Here is an 18,816-nt window from a genome sequence, read left to right on the forward strand (position 1 = left end):
AAAAGGCTAATCGCACACAGCGATTAGCCATTATTTGTTTCCACCGGATGTACTGCTTCAAAAAGCAGTTGTTCAAGCTCGTCAGAATAGTTTTTCATTTGTTCATCGCTCCACTTAAGTCTATCCGACATGTAAGCAATCACCTTATCTTTATGCGTGCGCACAAAGCCAATGTCAAAAAACAGTGCTCCGGTCCGCCGGATAAAGAAATCAACCGGTTTGTACGTCAATTCATATTCAATGGCATATGTCAATTCCGCAAACACAGTCGGATCAATCCCTGCATTTTCCGCATTGACCTTTTCTTCCTGATACAGCTGAAAAATTTTATCAGTATTGGCACCATATTTCTGAACTAAGAATATGGCAGCTTCTTCGTTAATTCCCAGCTCGGCCGCTTCGGAAATTTTGGCTTCTTTGAATTTCCGGAACCCTTGTGATCCGCCTACTTCACCGCCCGAGATTGGCAGATTTTCTGTCACCGATTCGGAAAAGAGAATATCCTCCTCTTTTTTCAACTGCCCAACGACTGTATCTACCGCATCTTCAGCCATTTTGCGATATCCGGTCAACTTGCCGCCTGCCATGGAGATCAGGCCGGAATCAGAAATAAAGATCTCATCCTTTCGTGAAATTTCATCCGGATCATCTTTTCCTTCTTCAGCAATCAGCGGCCGCAATCCGGCATAACTCGAATCCACATCGCTCGTCGTTATTTCCAGGGACGGAAAAATATATTTTATCGCATCAATCAAATAGTCACGATCAGCTTCGGTCATTACCGGATGGGCAATATTACCGTCATAACTTGTGTCCGTTGTACCTACATACGTTTTTTTATTACGTGGAATGGCAAAAACCATTCTGCCATCCGGAGCATCAAAATAAATCGCCTGCTTCAGCGGAAAACGTTCCTTGGAAAATACAAGGTGCACACCCTTCGTCAGGTACAGTGATTTTCCGGTCTTGGAACCATCAATTTCCCGCAAATCATCCACCCAGGGTCCGCCTGCATTGACAATCTTTTTGGCGTAAATCGTATGCTGTTTTCCGGTTAGCTGATCTTCCACAACCACGCCGACAACTTTACCCGATTCATAGACTAAATCAACAGCCTTTGCATAGTTAATGGCATGCGCGCCGCGTTCAACAGCTTTCTTAATAACCTCAATTGTCAGTCTGGCGTCATCCGTTTTATACTCGACATAGTAACCTGCTCCCTTTAAGTCCTCTGATTTTACAAGTGGCTCTTTCTTCAAGGTTTCATCGGCACTGAGCATTTTTCGACGTTCTTCTTTTTTCACGCCTGCCAGAAAATCATAGACACGCAGACCGACATTTGTTGTAAACGGGCCAAAGTTACCTCCTGTATAAAATGGCAGCATCATCCACTCGGGTGTGGTCACATGTGGTCCGTTCTCATAAACAATCGCACGCTCTTTGCCAACCTCAGCTACCATTTTTACTTCAAATTGCTTCAAGTAACGCAGTCCTCCATGCACAAGTTTTGTTGAGCGGCTCGATGTCCCCGCTGCAAAATCCTGCATTTCGATCACTCCGGTATTCAGCCCGCGGGTAACCGCATCAAGTGCAATCCCGGAACCAGTGATACCGCCGCCTATTACCAGTACATCCAACTGTTTGTCGGTTAAATTTTGATAAATCTTATCTCTGTGATAGCTTGAAAAAATAGTCATATTCCGTTCAGACCTCCCTTAATATCAATACCCATTTCTTGCTTGATTCATGTGTCATTGGAGCTTGGCTCCTTTGTAACGTGGTTTTTCGTTGAAAGGGGTTCTGATGAAAGCGGCTTTCGTTTTCTTGGAACCCCTTATATTGTATCGGTTGATGTTCATACACATATCGTTGATGTTTCACTTGTGCGGTTGATGTTCGACCCCGTATGGTTGATGTTTTGCCTGTACGGTTGATGTTCGTCCCGTACGGTTGATATTTCGCCTGTAGCTTAATTGTGCTTATGCAAAAAAGAACACCTTCTAACTGCTGATTTAAGATCGCAACACCTAGTCTTCACAACAAAAAAACCACAAACAGGACTGATGACACAGTTTGGTCCTCAGCAATTTGTGGTTTCTCCATTTCTCCGACACATTTATTAACTTAGCTCTACGATATCACAGCTGCTTAAGCCCGTAAAGTTATTTGACTCCCTCACCATACTTTTTTACAACGGCGGCCGATACATCCGCAAATCCTTTTCCCATGCCGGATTCAACAGCAGCAAGATAAGCACCTTCCATAATTGGCGCTTCCATCAGCTGCACATTTTCAATCTCGGCTAATTCCATTGCAAGTTCCGCATTCATTTTGGCGCTGCCGATATCATAGAAAAGCAAAACGCCGTTTCCGTGATCTGCCCGTTCGATTGCTTCCTGAATTTTACCGGCGTTTGTACCGATTTCATTGTCTTCAGTCCCGCCGGCAAGTTCAACAGGCACATCATGAATAACCTGGCGAATCATATCATAAATCCCTTCTGCAATCTTCGGACTATGTGATATCAACACCAATCCAGTGTAGGCCATCACTGTTCGCCTCCTTTAACTGCTTCCGCCAGACCGGAAAAAATATAATACGATGTTGCAGCACCAGGGTCAATATGTCCGATTGACTTTTCCTTGAAGTAGGAAGCTCTTCCCTTCGTCGCCATCATATCCTCTGTTTTCTCCATCGCTTGTCCAGCAGTTTCAGTAATCGCTTCAGGTAAAAACTGTTCCGCGCTTGAAAAATAATCCTTCATCGGTGACCAGACATCCAGCATTGTTTTTTCTTCTTCGGTCGCTTTTCCCCGCTGTTTAATGCCTCTTACCGCCGCATCAAGTGCTGACGCAAAATCGGCAGGATCAAGTGACTCTTGTCCTTTGACAGCGGAGGACATTTTCAGAAATGCAGTTCCCAAAAGCGGACCGGATGCACCGCCAACTTTTGATATCAATGTCGTCGCGGTGTCCTTCCATACATCCGCTATTGTCTGATACTCCTGTCCTGTGACTTTATTGACCACTTCCTGAAAACCTCTGGCCATGTTAATGCCATGGTCACCATCACCAATTGCCTGGTCAAGTTCAGTTAAATATGCTTTGTTTTCCTGTATAGTCGTATTGGATATTTCCAGCCATGCAACAACTTCTTTTACGGTCAGTTCCATATTGCATTAATCCTTTCATGAGCGAAATGCTGATGCAATAGTCTCTGCATCCAATAATGCTTTAAGTTCATCATCAAGTTTCATTAACGTAACCGAACATCCTGCCATTTCCAGTGAGGTCATATATTCACCTATATATGTCCGGTACACATGAATACCTTTATCTTTTAGTATTTGCTGAACTTTTTTATTTACAATGTACAATTCCATCTCGGGCGTCGCACCCAAGCCATTTATCATGACAGCAACTTCAGATCCCGAATAATCCATATCACTTAGTACTTTTCCCGTTAGACGCTCGGCAATTTCATCAGCAGATTTCAGAGGTTCCCGCTCAATTCCGGGCTCGCCGTGAATACCGATACCGATTTCCATTTCATTTTCATCTAGTTCAAAACTTGGCTTACCTGCTTCAGGAACGATGCATGATGTCAGCGCCATGCCAATTGAACGTATATTTGCAACTGCCTTATCCGCGACAGCTTTGACTTCCTTTAGTGAGGCTCCTTTTTCAGCCATCGCACCGACAGCTTTATGGACAAGTACAGTGCCGGCAATTCCTCTTCGCCCTGTTGTAAACGAACTGTCCTCGACAGCCACATCATCATTTACCACCACTTGTTCCACGTCAATGCCTTCCGTTTCGGCAAGTTCGGCAGCCATTTCAAAATTAAGAACATCACCTGTGTAATTTTTAATAACTAAAAATACGCCATTTCCACTATCGACAGCTTTAATCGCTTCCAATACCTGATCAGGGGTTGGTGAGGTGAAAACTTCCCCGGATACGGCTGCATCAAGCATCCCTTTACCGACATAACCGGCATGGGCAGGTTCGTGTCCGCTTCCTCCACCACTTACAATGCCTACTTTTCCCTCAACAGGGGAATCTTTTCTGACGATAACCGATGTCTCCGGGATCTGCTTTACCGCATCAGGATAAGCAGCAGCAATACCTGCCACCATCTCACGGACAACTTCATTGGCGTTATTGATGATTTTCTTCATTATATCATCCCTCGCTTTCGGATATATGAAAGAGGGGATTCCTGATTAGCCTCATTCATTCCCTCTTAAATAAAGTATTATTTAAACTTCCGCGTAGCTTCTACCGCTTTTTGCCACCCAGAATACAATTCATTACGTTTTTCCTCTTCCATTTCATGTTTAAACGTATGGTCAGTCTTCCATTGTGCAGCAATCTCATTCTTATCTTTCCAATAGCCGACAGCCAGTCCTGCCAGGTAAGCTGCGCCCAGTGCGGTTGTTTCCTGTACAACCGGTCGTTCAACCGGAACCCCGAGAACATCGCTCTGGAATTGCATTAATAAGTCATTTTTGACAGCACCACCATCAACACGCAATGTTTTCAGGTTTATTTCGGAGTCAGCGATCATCGCATCCAGCACATCTTTCGTCTGGTACGCAAGTGATTCAAGGGTCGCACGAATAAAGTGAGCCCTTGTTGTTCCTCGTGTGAGCCCGAATACAGCCCCACGTGCATCACTGTCCCAATACGGTGTACCAAGTCCAACAAATGCAGGAACCATATAAACACCTTCTGTTGAGTCAACTTTTGCAGCATAATCTTCACTTTGCGATGTCGAGTCAATTAGTTTCAAGCCATCGCGAAGCCATTGAATCGCCGAACCTGCAACAAAAATACTTCCTTCCAGGGCATATTCCACTTTGCCATCAACACCCCATGCCAATGTCGTCAGCAGCCCGTTGTCGGACTTAACCCCTTCTTCGCCAGTGTTCATCAGCATAAAACAGCCGGTACCATATGTGTTCTTGGCCATACCTTCGTCAAAACACGCTTGACCAAATAATGCTGCCTGCTGGTCACCGGCAATTCCGGCAATCGGCACTTCATGACCAAAGAAGTGATAATCAACCGTGTTGGCATACACTTCCGATGACTGACGGACTTCCGGCAGCATGCTTTTCGGCACGCCCAAAATATCCAGCAGCTCATCATCCCATTTTAAGTCGTATATGTTAAACATCAGTGTTCTGGATGCATTTGAATAATCCGTTATATGCGCTTTGCCACCGGATAGCTTATGAACAATCCATGTATCCATGGTACCAAACAACAATTCACCATTATCCGCCTTTTCCCTTGCGCCTTCCACATTATCCAGAATCCATTTCACCTTTGTTCCGGAAAAATATGGATCAAGCAGTAACCCGGTTTTTTCACGGAACAAATCGTTATAATCCTGGGCACGCAGCTCTTTACAGATGTCTTCGGTCTGGCGTGACTGCCAGACAATCGCTTTATAAATTGGTTTTCCGGTATGTTTATCCCAAACTACAGTTGTTTCCCGCTGGTTGGTAATACCGATTCCGGCAATTTGGGTTGGGTCAATATCGGATTTCCGCAGCACCTCGGCAATACATGACAAGACGGAGGTCCATATTTCATTTGCATCATGCTCCACCCAGCCAGGTTTTTGGAAGAACTGCTCAAATTCGGTTTGTGCCGTTTCCACAATTGATCCGTTCTGATCAAATAAAATTGCCCGTGAACTTGTCGTACCCTGATCCAACGATAAAATGTACTGTTTTGCCATAATCAAATTCCTCCCATTTAATTAATTTGTTCTTCCACTTTGTCCGCTACGGTTCTGCCTTTTTTAAGCTCAGAATTTGCGGCACCTATCATAATGATAAGCATAATTGCACTCATTATCCAAAAAAACACAGTATAATTTCCTTCAAAAATTGCCTTATAGAAAACGCCGCCATAAACACCGCCAAGAATCGGACCAACAACCGGTATCCAGCTGTATCCCCAATCAGAACCGCCTTTCCCTGGTATTGGCAGGAGAGCGTGGGCTATCCTCGGTCCAAGGTCACGGGAAGGGTTAATCGCATACCCAGTGGTTCCGCCGAGTGACATTCCAATGGCAACAATCAACAGACCGACAATTAACGGATTAAGTCCCTCTGTAAATTCATTGGCACCAATAAACATCAGCCCTGACAACAGGATGAATGTACCGATTATCTCACTAACCAAATTAGAAAAAGGACTGCGGATGGCAGGGGTTGTACAAAACACATCCCGCATCGCTATTTGATCATCTGTTTTTTTCCAATGCGGTAAATAGTTAAGAAAAACAATACAAGCCCCAATGAATGCACCAATCATCTGTGCAGAAATATACATCGGAACTTTCGACCATGGAAAGTCTCCGGCTGCAGCAAAGCCCAGTGTGACAGCTGGATTAATATGGGCACCGGTAAATTTACCGACCGCATATACCCCCATTGTAACAGCAAGGCCCCAGCCGATGGTAATAACTATCCATCCGGATCCTTGAGCCTTTGATTGATTAAGAGCTACTCCTCCAACAACACCTCCACCTAAAATAATGAGAATCATGGTTCCAACTAATTCTGCTAAAAACTCCGGCAAGCAGATCATCTCCCTTAAGAATATGATGCGATTGAAAAGAACATGAGACTATCTCATCCAGAACGCTGTCTTCAATTCTCTCAATCTGACAATTATTCAAGCAAGAACAACAAAGACCCACACTTAATAGACAGACCTCGTCCTGGAGGTTCTATTAAAGTGTGGGTCTCCGTATCTCCACCACGTTCTTAACTTGTAAAAACTATTTTATCTTAAAGTGTAACCGCTGTCAACTTTAATTTTTCCGTGCCTTCCAGAATAAACAGACTGCCAAAATCAAATCGGCAGTCTGCTTTTAACTAATTCCATAATTTATTATTCGAGGTCGTCACAGCAACAGCCCCTTGGGTTAACGCATTTTTCACCTCTTCAGATGAGCGGATCAGCCCTCCGGCGATAACTGGTTTATCCGTCTGTCCTGATAGTTCCTGTATGGCATCCGGAATAATACCGGGTAATACCTCAATACAATCCGGTTGAAACCGGTTGATCATTTTTATGTTCTGTTCAAGTGCATGGCTATCCAGCAGAAAGACACGCTGAATCGCCAAAAGTTTATGTTTCCTGGCGAGCTTGATAATATTGCCTCTTGTTGACAACACACCATGCGGTTTGATTTCACGGACAAGAAATTCCATTCCATATTCGTCAGCCTTCAAACCCTGAATGAGATCAACATGAATTAACGCCTTCTTCCCCGCACGCTTGGTGTAATCCACCAGACTTTGCAGACGTGAAAGCCGCGTTTCCAGAAAAATGACATACTCATATTCGGATTCGAGTGCTTTTTCGAAATCCTTCATCCTCCGTATTGCCGGAATAATTCCCGCTGGTACATCCATTTTAAAAACCACCTTACAGCGAATTTTCTTCCATCCGCTTTTCCATTTCCTCTTTTGTATAAATTAGTTTCATCGGATTACCGCCAACAAATGCACCTGCTGGCACATCCTTATGCACCAGTGTTCCGGCCGAAACAATTGCCCCGTCACCGATTGTTACTCCGGGGAGCACTGTCGAATTCGCCCCGATCATTACTTCATTCCCAATAATAACTTCACCAATCCGATACTCTTTTATCAAATATTCATGTGCCAGAATGGTTGTATTGTAGCCAATAACGCTGTTGGCGCCAACAGTTATTTTTTCGGGAAACATAATATCCGGCATCACCATCAAGGCAAACGATGTCTTTTGACCAATTGCCATACGCAGAAATGTCCGGTAGATCCAATTCTTGGCTGCAAGAAATGGCGTGTATCGGGCAACCTGAATAAAAATAAAGTTTTTGGCCACTTTCAAAAATGGCACCGTCTTATAGATCTGCCACAATGAATTGGCATTTTTGACATGGTAACGCTCGGTTTTACGCATGTGTCACACTCCTGCAATTTTCAGTAGATCCAGCATATCATCCAGCATGTATGTTGGATTGTACGTCAGCAGTTTCTCCTTGCCTTTTATTGACCAGGCCACCCCGGCTGTCCGGGCACCGGCATTTTTTCCGGCATCAATATCATGTTGATTATCTCCGACCATCAACGTTGAGTCGGCATCTGCATTCATTTCCTGCATTGCCATTTTAATCGGTTCAGGATCCGGTTTGGCATTTGTAACATCATCCAATGTAATAATGGTTTCAAAATAACGGTCCAAACCGGTTACCTTCAATCCCATATCAACAGTGTGACGCATTTTTGTTGTTACGATACCGATTTTTTTATTACGTTCCTGCAATGCTTCGAGCGTTGCTGCAACATTCGGAAAAGCCGTTACAAAATGATCATGGTGATGCAGATTATGCTGCCGGTACGTTGCAACCATTTCGTCAGCACGGTTCGCATCAACCTGCAGAAAAGAGTCCCGTAATGGCGGTCCGATAAATTCAGCTGCATCCGTTCGTGAGAGTTCTTTTCCATATTGTTTGAATGTATGCATAAAGGATTCTATGATTAGTTCATTTGTATCGATCAATGTTCCATCAAGATCAAAGAGTATTGTACGAATGTTCATGTGATGTTTCCTTCCTTTTTCGATTATCGATCCGTTTCCAGACATATGCTACCACCATCGTCAGCAAAATAGCCGTCACCAGCCGAATCAGCAGTAATGGCAAGACAGGTATTCCAAGGGGTATAAACACAAGTGTATCCTCAACAACCGCATGGCACGAGACCAGAAAAATCAATGCCAGATACATATCGCGGCGGGAAACACCATCCTCTTCAACAGCCTGAATCATCATCCCGGCCCCATAGGCAAGTCCAATCGTCAGACCGGTCACAAGTGTCATCGAAGTATTCTTATCCATGCCAAGCAATTTTGTAAACGGCGCAAGTTTATCAGAAATCACATCAAGCCAGCCGATTTCCCGGAAAAACTGCATGATCATCATCAACGGTATAACAATAAGCGCGAGTTGCACCACTGCAAGAAATGCTGTCTGCACCCCTTGAATGATAATTTCACTCCATCCGTCGGGGACTACTCCTGATTTGGATATCAAGCCATATTCCGCCATTTCCTTTCCGCCATTCCAAAACAGATTAATCACGATGGCAGAAAATATGGCCAATGAAATCCGAATTCCGGTAATCAGCCACCCATTGACACCCACTTTGGACGCCACGGTCGACTCAATAAACAGGTTGTGGGAAAATGACATCATAACAGCTAAAATGAAGACTTCTTTTACTGTAAAATCAAACGAAACAATGGCTGCAATCCCTGCGTACAGGTTTAATGCATTTCCCAGTACAAGCGGCACAGCTGCTTCCCCGGAAAGCCCAATTAGCGCCATGAAAGGACTTATTTGCTCAATCATCCAAGGCAATACTGGTGTATGTTGTAAAATGGTTACTATCAGGGTCACCGGAAAAATAACCTTTCCCAATGCCCATGTCACTTTTATTCCCTGCTGTAAACCACGAAATAATATCCCTTTCAAGTGATCAACCTTCTTTCTGTAATTGCTTATTTCTTGATTTTTTTGCCGTCATAACGACGTTTAGCCATTCCTGATGCACGACGGTAAATCATCAGACCGGCAGCAAAAATAATCAGAACGATAGAAATAAGTTGGGCCATGCGTATATCGGTTCCTGGAACATACAGGCTATCCATTCGCATTCCTTCAATAAAGAAACGACCAGCTGAATAAGCAATCACATAACTAAGGAACACTTCACCACGTACTGGATTGTATCTGCGCAATACGAGCAGAAATACGAAAATCAGTACATTCCAAAGTGACTCATACAAAAATGTCGGATGATACATCGTACCTTCAATGCACATTTGATTCATAATGAAATCCGGCAAATACTGAAGGAAATTATTATATACCGCTTCTGAGACCGGACCACCATGTGCCTCCTGGTTCATAAAATTACCCCAGCGCCCAATCGCCTGACCGAGAATCAGACTTGGTGCAATAATATCAGCCAATTGCCAGAATGATACGTTTTTAACGCGTGTATAAATAATTGCCGTTAACACAGAACCAATCAGTGCTCCGTGAATCGCGATACCGCCTTCCCAGACCGCAAAAACATCCCACCATGGTGCACCGGCATACCTGTCCCATTCGAAAATCACATAATAAATACGCGCGAATATAATGGCAGCCGGAATGGCAAACACAATCAAATCAATAACCAAATCTTTATCAAGTCCAAGCCGATCCGATTCTCTAGTTGCTAAATACAAACCTATAAAAACACCAAAAGCTATTATTACGCCATACCAGTAAATAGTTAATGGACCGAGTTCGAGAAACACGCGGTCCAGTGAAGGTGCATTACAACTCAATAAAACCAGCTCCTATTCCGTTTCATCTTTTCCCTGATCGATCATAGTTGTCAGCCGTTCGGAAAATTCTTCTGCAGCATTTACTCCCATCCGCTTCAATCTGAAGTTCATTGCCGCAACTTCAATAATAACGGCAAGGTTTCTTCCCGGGCGGACCGGAATGGTTGCTTTTGGCAGGCTGACATCCATTATTTTCATCGTTTCCTCATCAAGACCAAGCCGGTCATATTGCTTATTCGAATCCCACAGTTCTAAATTAATAATCAAGGATATTTTCTTATGACTGCGAACCGCACCTGCGCCAAACAGAGTCATAACATTAATAATTCCAAGCCCCCGAATCTCCAGAAGGTGTTCAATCAAAGGCGGAGGATTCCCAATCAATCTGTCATAATCTTCCTGTCGAATTTCTACACTGTCATCAGCTATCAATCTGTGACCACGTTTAACCAATTCCAACGCCGTTTCACTTTTACCGACGCCACTTTGTCCGGTTATCAATACGCCCACACCGTAAATATCAACCAACACACCATGGATTGCTGTAAATGGTGCAAATTTTGCCTCAAGATAATTTGTCAGTCTGCTGATGACGCGGGTCGTTGTTCGCGGAGAATGTAAAATGGGTACACCGGATTCATTCGCCGCATCGAGCATAACATGTGGAATCTCCATACCTCGTGAAATAACAATACACGGTGTAACATCCGTACATAACTGTTCCATACGCTCTTTTTGATGTACATCGTTTAAATCCAAAAAATACGCCATCTCCGTTTTTCCAATTAGTTGCAGACGTTCTTTCGGATAGTAATCAATATAACCGGTCATCTCAATTCCCGGCCTCGAAATATCACTTGTGGTAATCTCTCTATGTATTCCATCTTCCCCTGCAACAAGGGTTAAATTAAAATTTTCCAGCAAATCTTTTGTCCGAACTTTTGCCATTTTTGTAACCTCCAGTTGATTCCCAGATACTGATGTTTATTGTAGCATATTTTTGGTCATGTCAATACAGGCAAAGTTCTGATGGATGTTGTTCGGGCAGAAAAGGTATGAAAATAATAGGAAACTTGGCTTATCGCCAAGCCATTATGGCGAAAGCCTTAGTTGCACTTATGCAGTAAGGGGCTGGGACAAAACAAATATATGTATAAGAAAAGACGAACAATACTCTATTTTAGCGGAGGAAATATGCGTAGACTCCTGCGGGAGGAAAGGCCTAGATGAGACTCTGAGTGCGTAGCACGAAGAGGCTCAACAGCCGCCCGCGGAAAGCGAAGTATATTTCCGGAGCGGCTAAATTCCTCAATTAAGTTAATTCGTATTTTCTTTTGATAAAAATAAATCGCAGGCCCTGCCATGCGATTTATCGTTCCGTTACTGTATCCCGCACTAACCGGTTCAACAGTAAATTCAGTATGGAAATGATGACTGCTGCAAATAACGCAGTCCAGAACCCTTCTATCACAAACGATTCATCCATTATTCCCTGTGTAATCATTAATGTGATTGCATTGATGACAAACAAAAATAAGCCAAGTGTCACAACCGTAATCGGCAGCGTCAAAACAATCAGGATCGGCTTCACGATTATATTCAAAACGGCCAGAATGACACTCGCCAGCAATGCAGTTCCAAAACCATCAACATGGAAGCCATCAAATAATTGAGCAACGGCAATCAATGCAACCGCATTAAGTAAAATCGATATGAACCACCGAAGCAGCATCAACTTACCTCCCGCTCTTTTGGTATAACAAAAATGCAAATAATATACATTATAATACCCAACGGACCAAGTAAAATACTTGCTGCAAACAACAGCCGGACAATAGTCGGATTGATACGAAAATATTCTGCGATGCCTGCACAGACACCTGCCAGTATTCGCTTCGATTCTGACCGGTAAAGTCGTTTAGACATACAAATACGCTCCCTATACGTTATTTTTCATAGTTCCATATGAAAAAATGTTCTTTTCCCAAGTGCTTTTTAGCTTCTTCACGCAGTTCACCATTTTTATTGCGACTGTTTCGGATATTGTTCAGCACACCGCTTGCCTGGGATTTATGGGAAAGAATCGCTTCCATCTTTTCATCAAAAAACATGGTAACATCATTCTGAACTTCAGGAATCCCAATTTCATCATAATAACTGTTGGTTATAGCCTGTGCCCAAACAGTCGGACGTTCTTCCGAATCCATCAGCCGTACAGCTTCTACAGCAGCTGCTCCAAGCGCATTATGATCCGGATGTACCGCATGCTCCGGGTAATGTGTAATAACGAGACTTGGTTTAATTTCCTCCAGCATATTTCTTAAATGTCTGGCGACTTCATCCCTGTCTTCAAATTCAATGGTTTTGTCACGATAACCGAGCATACGCAAGTCAATATCCAATTTATTGCAGGCTTCCAGAAGTTCTTCTTTTCTGATTTCCGGAAGGACTTCCCGGTTGGCAAACGTAGGATTCCCCATATTTCTGCCCATTTCACCAAGTGTCCCGCATAAATACGTCACCGGTACACCTTCCCGACGAAATTTAGTAATCGTTCCAGCAGCTCCGAATGATTCATCGTCCGGGTGCGGATAGATTACAACAACATGTTTTTCCACCTGTATCACCTTATCCCTTCACATTAATACCGAAATGGTGTTTCACTAACCTGGAGTGATACCATCAGCCGGCCTTCCCGATCATGTCCTGCAAGCAATAACTGATTATCATTATGAATCGTCCAGTCCGTCAGACCTTCCGCATAAATCCATCCGATATCCATTTTTAACCCTGCTCGATATGTTTTGCCATTTCCAACGATCTTTGCCTGCGAAAATTTCACTTTCGCATTACGAATATACGCTCCTACTGTATATGCTTTATCATCAAAATGACTGGCATAAGCTCCGTTTGTCGTTTCAAGATGAACATATACATCCTTATTTACAAAACTCTCCAGCCATTCCTGCACTTCCGTTTGTTGAATTGGTTTCATCAGTTTGTTCCTCCCTGCTTCCCCGTCTCTTTTCACCTTACCGAAACACCCGTCATGCGTCAAAAAATCTGTCCGGAAAACGAGTGTTGTCCGCTTCCCACGTACCTGGCGATATAATTGCTGTTCTATCGATATAGCCATTCTTCTGCTTAGAAAACCTGATTGTCACTAAGCCTTTAGGTCACGGCCTTAGTTGCACTTATACGGTAAGAAAGTTTTATACTTTTTGATATGCCAAAAAAACAGTGAATCCACTCTCAGACTCACTGCTTCCATTCTATTTCGTGCCTACTTTTTCGTGCTCTTTAAGGTCCGCTTCCATTCGTTTTCGGTCACGTTCAAGAATTGGCTTCAGATAACGGCCGGTGTACGATTGTTCTGTATCAGCAATTGCCTCCGGTGTTCCCGTTGCAATGATTTCTCCGCCGCGGTCGCCACCTTCAGGACCAAGGTCAATAATATGATCGGCAGTTTTGATGACGTCCAGATTATGCTCGATAATCAGCACAGAATCACCATTTTCCACGAGCCGCTGCAGTACATTCAATAACCGGCGGATGTCGTCTGTATGCAAGCCTGTCGTTGGTTCATCCAAAATATAAAATGACTTGCCGTTTGAACGACGGTGTAGTTCGCTCGCCAGCTTAACCCGTTGTGCTTCCCCACCGGACAAAGTAGTTGCTGGCTGCCCCAGTCTCACATAGCCGAGACCCACATCAAAGACGGTCTGAATTTTTCGCCTGATTTTCGGGATATTCGCAAAAAAGTCCAGCGCTTCTTCAACGGTCATATCAAGCACATCAGCAATACTTTTGCCTTTATATTTTACCTCCAGTGTTTCCCGGTTGTACCGCTTACCGTGACAAACCTCACACGGAACATATACATCCGGCAGAAAATGCATCTCAATTTTGATAATGCCATCGCCGCGGCATGCCTCACAGCGTCCGCCTTTTACATTAAAGCTGAACCGGCCTTTCTTATATCCGCGGACTTTTGCCTCGTTTGTCTGGGCAAACACATCCCGGATATTATCAAACACACCGGTGTATGTTGCCGGATTGGAGCGTGGCGTCCTTCCAATCGGTGCCTGATCAATATCAATAACCTTTTCAAGATGTTTGAGTCCCTTCATTTTTTCATATTTTCCCGGTTTAAGTTTACTCCGGTGCAACTGTTTTGACAGGGATTTATATAAAATCTCATTGACCAGTGTACTCTTTCCCGAGCCGGAAACCCCTGTTACTACTGTCATGAGTCCAATCGGAAATTTAACGTCGACGTTTTTCAGGTTATTTTCTTCAGCGCCAACAATTTCAATATTCCGCTTCGATGGTTTTCGCCGCTTAACCGGCAATGGGACATACTCATCTCCGGACAAATATTTTCCTGTCAGTGATTGTTTGTTTTTCTTCACTTTTTCAGGTGTCCCGCTGGCTACTATTTCACCGCCATGCTCACCGGCGCCTGGACCGATATCAACCAAATAATCAGCAGCAAGCATGGTATCTTCATCATGTTCCACAACAATCAGCGTGTTATCCAGGTCACGCATTTGTTTCAGCGTGTTGATCAATCGGTAATTATCCCGCTGATGCAGGCCAATCGACGGTTCGTCCAGAACATAGAGGACGCCGGTCAGTGCCGAACCGATTTGCGTGGCTAGTCGGATCCGCTGTGCTTCTCCGCCGGATAATGTACCGGCAGCCCGGGAAAGTGTCAGATATTCCAGCCCGACATTATTCAAAAAGTCGAGCCTGTCAGAGATTTCCTTCAAAATCATTCTGGCAATTTTCTCTTCTTTTTCCGTCAATTCCAGATTGTTGAAAAAATCGTGCGCCTCCACAATGGAATAATCGGTAACCTGGCTTATGTGCATATTGTTTATCAGTACTGCCAGCGCACCTTCCTTCAGCCGGTATCCCTTACAGTCAGGACATTTGGTTTGTGCCATATATTTCCCAAGCATCTCCCGTATAAAATCTGATGATGTTTCTTTGTAGCGGCGTGCAATATTATTCAGAACACCTTCAAAGAAAATATCATTATCACGGATATTGCCAAAATCATTTTTGTAATAGAAATGAATTTTTTCATTTCCGCTGCCATACAGTATTTTATTTATTTGTTTGGATGGAATTTTTTTAACCGGGATGTTCATATCAATTCCATAGTGGTCACAAACACTTTTGAGCAGTTGCGGATAATACTGCGAACTGATTGGTTCCCAAGCCGCAATTGCATGTTCATTCAGCGTCCTGTCCCAGTCGGGAATAACAAGATCCAAGTCCACTTCCAGGTTGGTCCCAAGCCCGTCACACGTTGGGCAGGCACCAAATGGACTGTTAAATGAAAATAGTCTTGGCTCAAGCTCACCGATGGAAAATCCACAAATCGGACAGGCATGATTTTCATTGAACATAAGTTCTTCGTCCCCGATTACATCCACAATAATTTTTCCTTCACCCAATGCAAGGGCAGTCTCAATCGAATCGCTTAATCGGCCAGCAACACCCTCCTTGACAACAATTCGGTCTACAACCACCTCAATGGAATGTTTTTTATTTTTATCAAGATTGATTTCCTCGGTAATTTCACGCATTTCCTGATCTACACGGATCCGGACATAGCCTTCACGCTTCAATTTCTCAAAAGTTTTTGCATGCTCTCCTTTTCGCCCGGAAACAACCGGGGCAAGGATTTGCATTTTGGTCCGTTCGGGGTACTCCAAAATCCTGTCAACCATCTGCTGGACAGTCTGTGACGTAATTTCAATCCCATGTTTCGGACATGTCGGCCGGCCGACACGGGCGTATAATAACCGTAAATAATCATAGATTTCAGTAACCGTACCAACTGTCGAACGCGGATTTCTGCTTGTAGTCTTCTGATCAATCGATATTGCCGGTGACAACCCTTCAATTGCATCGACATCAGGCTTGTCCATTTGACCTAAAAATTGACGGGCATAGGCAGACAGGGACTCGACATAACGCCGCTGTCCCTCTGCATAAATTGTGTCAAAGGCAAGCGATGACTTTCCAGACCCTGATAACCCGGTTAACACGACAAGTTTATTCTTTGGAATCGTCACGTCAACATTTTTCAGATTATGCGCACGCGCTCCTTGTATATTGATTGATTTACTGGGCATGAACGGCTCATCCTTCCACTTTCGATATCGTCTTTGCTCAAATAATATCGTTATTTAACCTTCTGCTTTTAATTCAAGTATTATATCACGAAGTTCGGCTGCCTTCTCAAAATCAAGCGCTTTGGCAGCATCCTTCATTTCTTTTTCCATATTTTCTATCGTTTTTGCTTTCTCTGGTTTTGACAGATTGGCAAGGCTGGCAGATTTACTTTCATATTCTTCCGTATCCTCTGCTGCAACCGTAGCTCGAATCACATCACGGACATCCTTTTTGATGGTGGTTGGTGTAATGTTATGTTCTTCATTGTAAGCCATCTGCTTCTCACGGCGGCGATTCGTCTCATCAATCGCAACTTGCATGGAATTTGTAATCCGGTCTCCAAACATGACCACTTCACCGTTTTCATTACGTGCAGCCCGTCCCATTGTCTGGATCAGCGAGCGTTCAGACCGCAAAAAGCCTTCCTTATCGGCATCCAAAATTGCAACCAATGAAACTTCCGGAATATCAAGTCCTTCACGCAACAGGTTAATACCGACAAGCACATCATATTTACCAACCCGCAAATCCCGAATAACTTCAATACGCTCGAGTGTTTTAATCTCGGAATGCAAATAGGCAACTTTAAAGCCTATCTCCTTCAAATAATCGGTTAAATCCTCTGACATTTTTTTCGTCAGCGTGGTCACAAGCACACGTTCGTTCCGTTTGGACCGTTTATTGACTTCCTCAATCAAGTTATCTATCTGACCTTCAATCGGCCGAACATCAATTTTCGGATCAAGCAGCCCGGTTGGCCGGATAATTTGTTCTGTTACATCCGGTGCATGCTCATTTTCATACGGTCCGGGTGTTGCTGAGACATAAATCAATTGATTGGTTGCTGTTTCAAACTCTCCAAACGTAAGCGGCCGGTTATCAAGCGCTGACGGCAAACGGAATCCGTGATCAACAAGCACCTGTTTCCGTGCCTTGTCTCCATTATACATTCCCCTTACTTGTGGCAGGGTAACATGCGACTCATCAACAACGACAAGAAAATCATCCGGGAAATAATCGAGCAGTGTATATGGCGTTGAACCTGGTGAACGAAATGTTAGATGACGTGAATAATTTTCAATTCCAGAACAAAAACCCATTTCATGCATCATTTCGATATCGTAATTTGTCCGTTGTTCCAGCCGCTGTGCCTCGAGAAGCTTATCTTCATCCCGCAATTCTTTCAGCCGATCAGCTAATTCCTGCTCAATGTTTTTAATGGCCTGCTTTAATTTCTCTTCACGGGTAACAAAGTGAGAAGCCGGGAAAATAGCCACATGTTCACGGTCGCCGACAATTTCACCAGTGAGTGCATCGACTTCACGAATCCGATCTATTTCATCACCAAAAAACTCAATTCGCATACAGTGTTCCTCTTTTGAGGCAGGGATAACCTCCACAGAGTCACCCCGGACACGAAACGTTCCACGCTGAAAATTAATATCATTACGGGCATACTGAATATCCACAAGGTCCCTCAGTAACTGATCCCGATCTTTTTCCATGCCCATTCTTAGTGACAGGACTTGGCTTTCATAGTCTTCCGGCGAACCCAAACCGTAGATGCATGAGACACTCGCAACAATCAGTACATCACGACGCTCAAACAGCGATGATGTCGCAGAGTGCCGTAATTTATCGATTTCGTCATTAATGCTAGCATCTTTTTCAATAAATGTATCAGTTGACGGCACATATGCTTCCGGTTGATAGTAATCGTAATAACTGACAAAGTATTCAACTGCATTATTCGGGAAGTACTCTTTGAACTCACTGTACAGCTGTCCAGCCAGAGTTTTATTATGGGCAATCACCAGTGTAGGTCGGTTAATTTCCGTAATCACATTTGATACGGTAAACGTTTTGCCGGTTCCGGTTGCACCAAGCAGTGTCTGGTGGCGCTGTCCGGCCCTTACTTTTTCAATAAGTTCCTCTATCGCTTTCGGCTGATCTCCACTTGGCTCGTACTGTGCCACAAGATCAAATTGATTTTTCACAGGGCAATCCTCCGTTCATCGGTCTACATTCCAGTTTACCATAGTTTTAATGTAATTTTAACAGATTTGCGAACAAATATTCGATTAATATGCTTAACATTTTTACATATACATTCTACCCATTCTATTCAGACATAAATCCGTCAAAAAGAACGCATCTCCTCTGATTGATACACGAACCGGTCTCGCTTATAATCAAATTAGAAGGAATGGGAAAGGAT

Annotated in this window: 18 protein-coding genes; all 18 read right to left on the bottom strand. The window is 43.7% G+C overall.

What is annotated here, in order from left to right:
* Window positions 1–23 precede the first annotated feature (23 nt).
* The 18 genes from HUX68_RS07565 to uvrB all read right to left on the bottom strand — a co-directional run bounded on the left by HUX68_RS07565 (window position 24) and on the right by uvrB (window position 18,595).
* Window positions 24–1,697, bottom strand: a complete 1,674-nt coding sequence (locus HUX68_RS07565; protein ID WP_174614254.1) for a glycerol-3-phosphate dehydrogenase/oxidase — start codon at window positions 1,695–1,697, stop codon at window positions 24–26.
* A gap of 465 nt (window positions 1,698–2,162) precedes the next feature.
* Window positions 2,163–2,549: a dihydroxyacetone kinase phosphoryl donor subunit DhaM gene (dhaM, locus tag HUX68_RS07570; protein WP_174616380.1), complete on the bottom strand. Its 387-nt coding sequence runs from the start codon at window positions 2,547–2,549 to the stop codon at window positions 2,163–2,165.
* A complete protein-coding gene (gene dhaL, locus HUX68_RS07575) occupies window positions 2,549–3,172 on the bottom strand; it encodes a dihydroxyacetone kinase subunit DhaL (RefSeq protein ID WP_174614255.1) in 624 nt (207 codons plus the stop codon). Before dhaL ends, dhaM begins: the two co-directional genes overlap by 1 nt.
* Window positions 3,173–3,187: 15 nt before the next feature.
* Entirely contained in the window at window positions 3,188–4,180 is a 993-nt protein-coding gene (dhaK, locus tag HUX68_RS07580) for a dihydroxyacetone kinase subunit DhaK (protein ID WP_174614256.1), read from the bottom strand.
* A 77-nt stretch (window positions 4,181–4,257) separates the two neighbouring features.
* The gene (gene glpK / locus HUX68_RS07585; protein WP_174614257.1) at window positions 4,258–5,751 is read right to left on the bottom strand and encodes a glycerol kinase GlpK; all 1,494 of its coding nucleotides are present in this window, start codon (window positions 5,749–5,751) and stop codon (window positions 4,258–4,260) included.
* Between the two features lie 17 nt (window positions 5,752–5,768).
* Window positions 5,769–6,599 (bottom strand): MIP/aquaporin family protein, encoded by an 831-nt coding sequence (locus HUX68_RS07590; protein ID WP_174614258.1) that lies wholly within the window; start codon window positions 6,597–6,599, stop codon window positions 5,769–5,771.
* Between the two features lie 299 nt (window positions 6,600–6,898).
* Window positions 6,899–7,441 (bottom strand): glycerol-3-phosphate responsive antiterminator, encoded by a 543-nt coding sequence (locus tag HUX68_RS07595; protein WP_174614259.1) that lies wholly within the window; start codon window positions 7,439–7,441, stop codon window positions 6,899–6,901.
* A gap of 13 nt (window positions 7,442–7,454) precedes the next feature.
* Window positions 7,455–7,973, bottom strand: coding sequence for an acyltransferase (locus tag HUX68_RS07600; protein WP_174614260.1), 519 nt, complete (start codon window positions 7,971–7,973; stop codon window positions 7,455–7,457).
* A 3-nt stretch (window positions 7,974–7,976) separates the two neighbouring features.
* Entirely contained in the window at window positions 7,977–8,612 is a 636-nt protein-coding gene (ppaX, locus tag HUX68_RS07605) for a pyrophosphatase PpaX (RefSeq protein ID WP_174614261.1), read from the bottom strand.
* A complete protein-coding gene (locus tag HUX68_RS07610) occupies window positions 8,587–9,546 on the bottom strand; it encodes a nucleoside recognition domain-containing protein (protein ID WP_174614262.1) in 960 nt (319 codons plus the stop codon). Before HUX68_RS07610 ends, ppaX begins: the two co-directional genes overlap by 26 nt.
* Window positions 9,547–9,572: 26 nt before the next feature.
* The gene (gene lgt, locus HUX68_RS07615) at window positions 9,573–10,409 is read right to left on the bottom strand and encodes a prolipoprotein diacylglyceryl transferase (protein ID WP_174614263.1); all 837 of its coding nucleotides are present in this window, start codon (window positions 10,407–10,409) and stop codon (window positions 9,573–9,575) included.
* A gap of 12 nt (window positions 10,410–10,421) precedes the next feature.
* Entirely contained in the window at window positions 10,422–11,357 is a 936-nt protein-coding gene (hprK, locus tag HUX68_RS07620; protein ID WP_174614264.1) for an HPr(Ser) kinase/phosphatase, read from the bottom strand.
* Between the two features lie 421 nt (window positions 11,358–11,778).
* A complete protein-coding gene (locus HUX68_RS07625) occupies window positions 11,779–12,141 on the bottom strand; it encodes a phage holin family protein (RefSeq protein ID WP_174614265.1) in 363 nt (120 codons plus the stop codon).
* Window positions 12,141–12,335, bottom strand: a complete 195-nt coding sequence (locus HUX68_RS07630) for a PspC domain-containing protein (protein ID WP_174614266.1) — start codon at window positions 12,333–12,335, stop codon at window positions 12,141–12,143. Before HUX68_RS07630 ends, HUX68_RS07625 begins: the two co-directional genes overlap by 1 nt.
* Window positions 12,336–12,355: 20 nt before the next feature.
* Window positions 12,356–13,027 carry a bacillithiol biosynthesis deacetylase BshB2 gene (bshB2, locus tag HUX68_RS07635; RefSeq protein WP_174614267.1) on the bottom strand — a complete coding sequence of 224 codons (672 nt, stop codon included), beginning with the start codon at window positions 13,025–13,027 and terminating at the stop codon, window positions 12,356–12,358.
* A 23-nt stretch (window positions 13,028–13,050) separates the two neighbouring features.
* On the bottom strand, window positions 13,051–13,404 hold the full coding sequence (locus tag HUX68_RS07640) for a YojF family protein (RefSeq protein WP_174614268.1): 354 nt from the start codon (window positions 13,402–13,404) through the stop codon (window positions 13,051–13,053).
* 277 nt (window positions 13,405–13,681) lie between these two features.
* Window positions 13,682–16,558, bottom strand: coding sequence for an excinuclease ABC subunit UvrA (gene uvrA, locus HUX68_RS07645; RefSeq protein ID WP_174614269.1), 2,877 nt, complete (start codon window positions 16,556–16,558; stop codon window positions 13,682–13,684).
* Window positions 16,559–16,612: 54 nt separating this feature from the next.
* Window positions 16,613–18,595, bottom strand: coding sequence for an excinuclease ABC subunit UvrB (uvrB, locus tag HUX68_RS07650; protein ID WP_174614270.1), 1,983 nt, complete (start codon window positions 18,593–18,595; stop codon window positions 16,613–16,615).
* Window positions 18,596–18,816 lie beyond the last annotated feature (221 nt).

It is taken from the genome of Virgibacillus ihumii (assembly GCF_902726655.1).
GTDB classification, from domain to species: domain Bacteria; phylum Bacillota; class Bacilli; order Bacillales; family Amphibacillaceae; genus Lentibacillus; species Lentibacillus ihumii.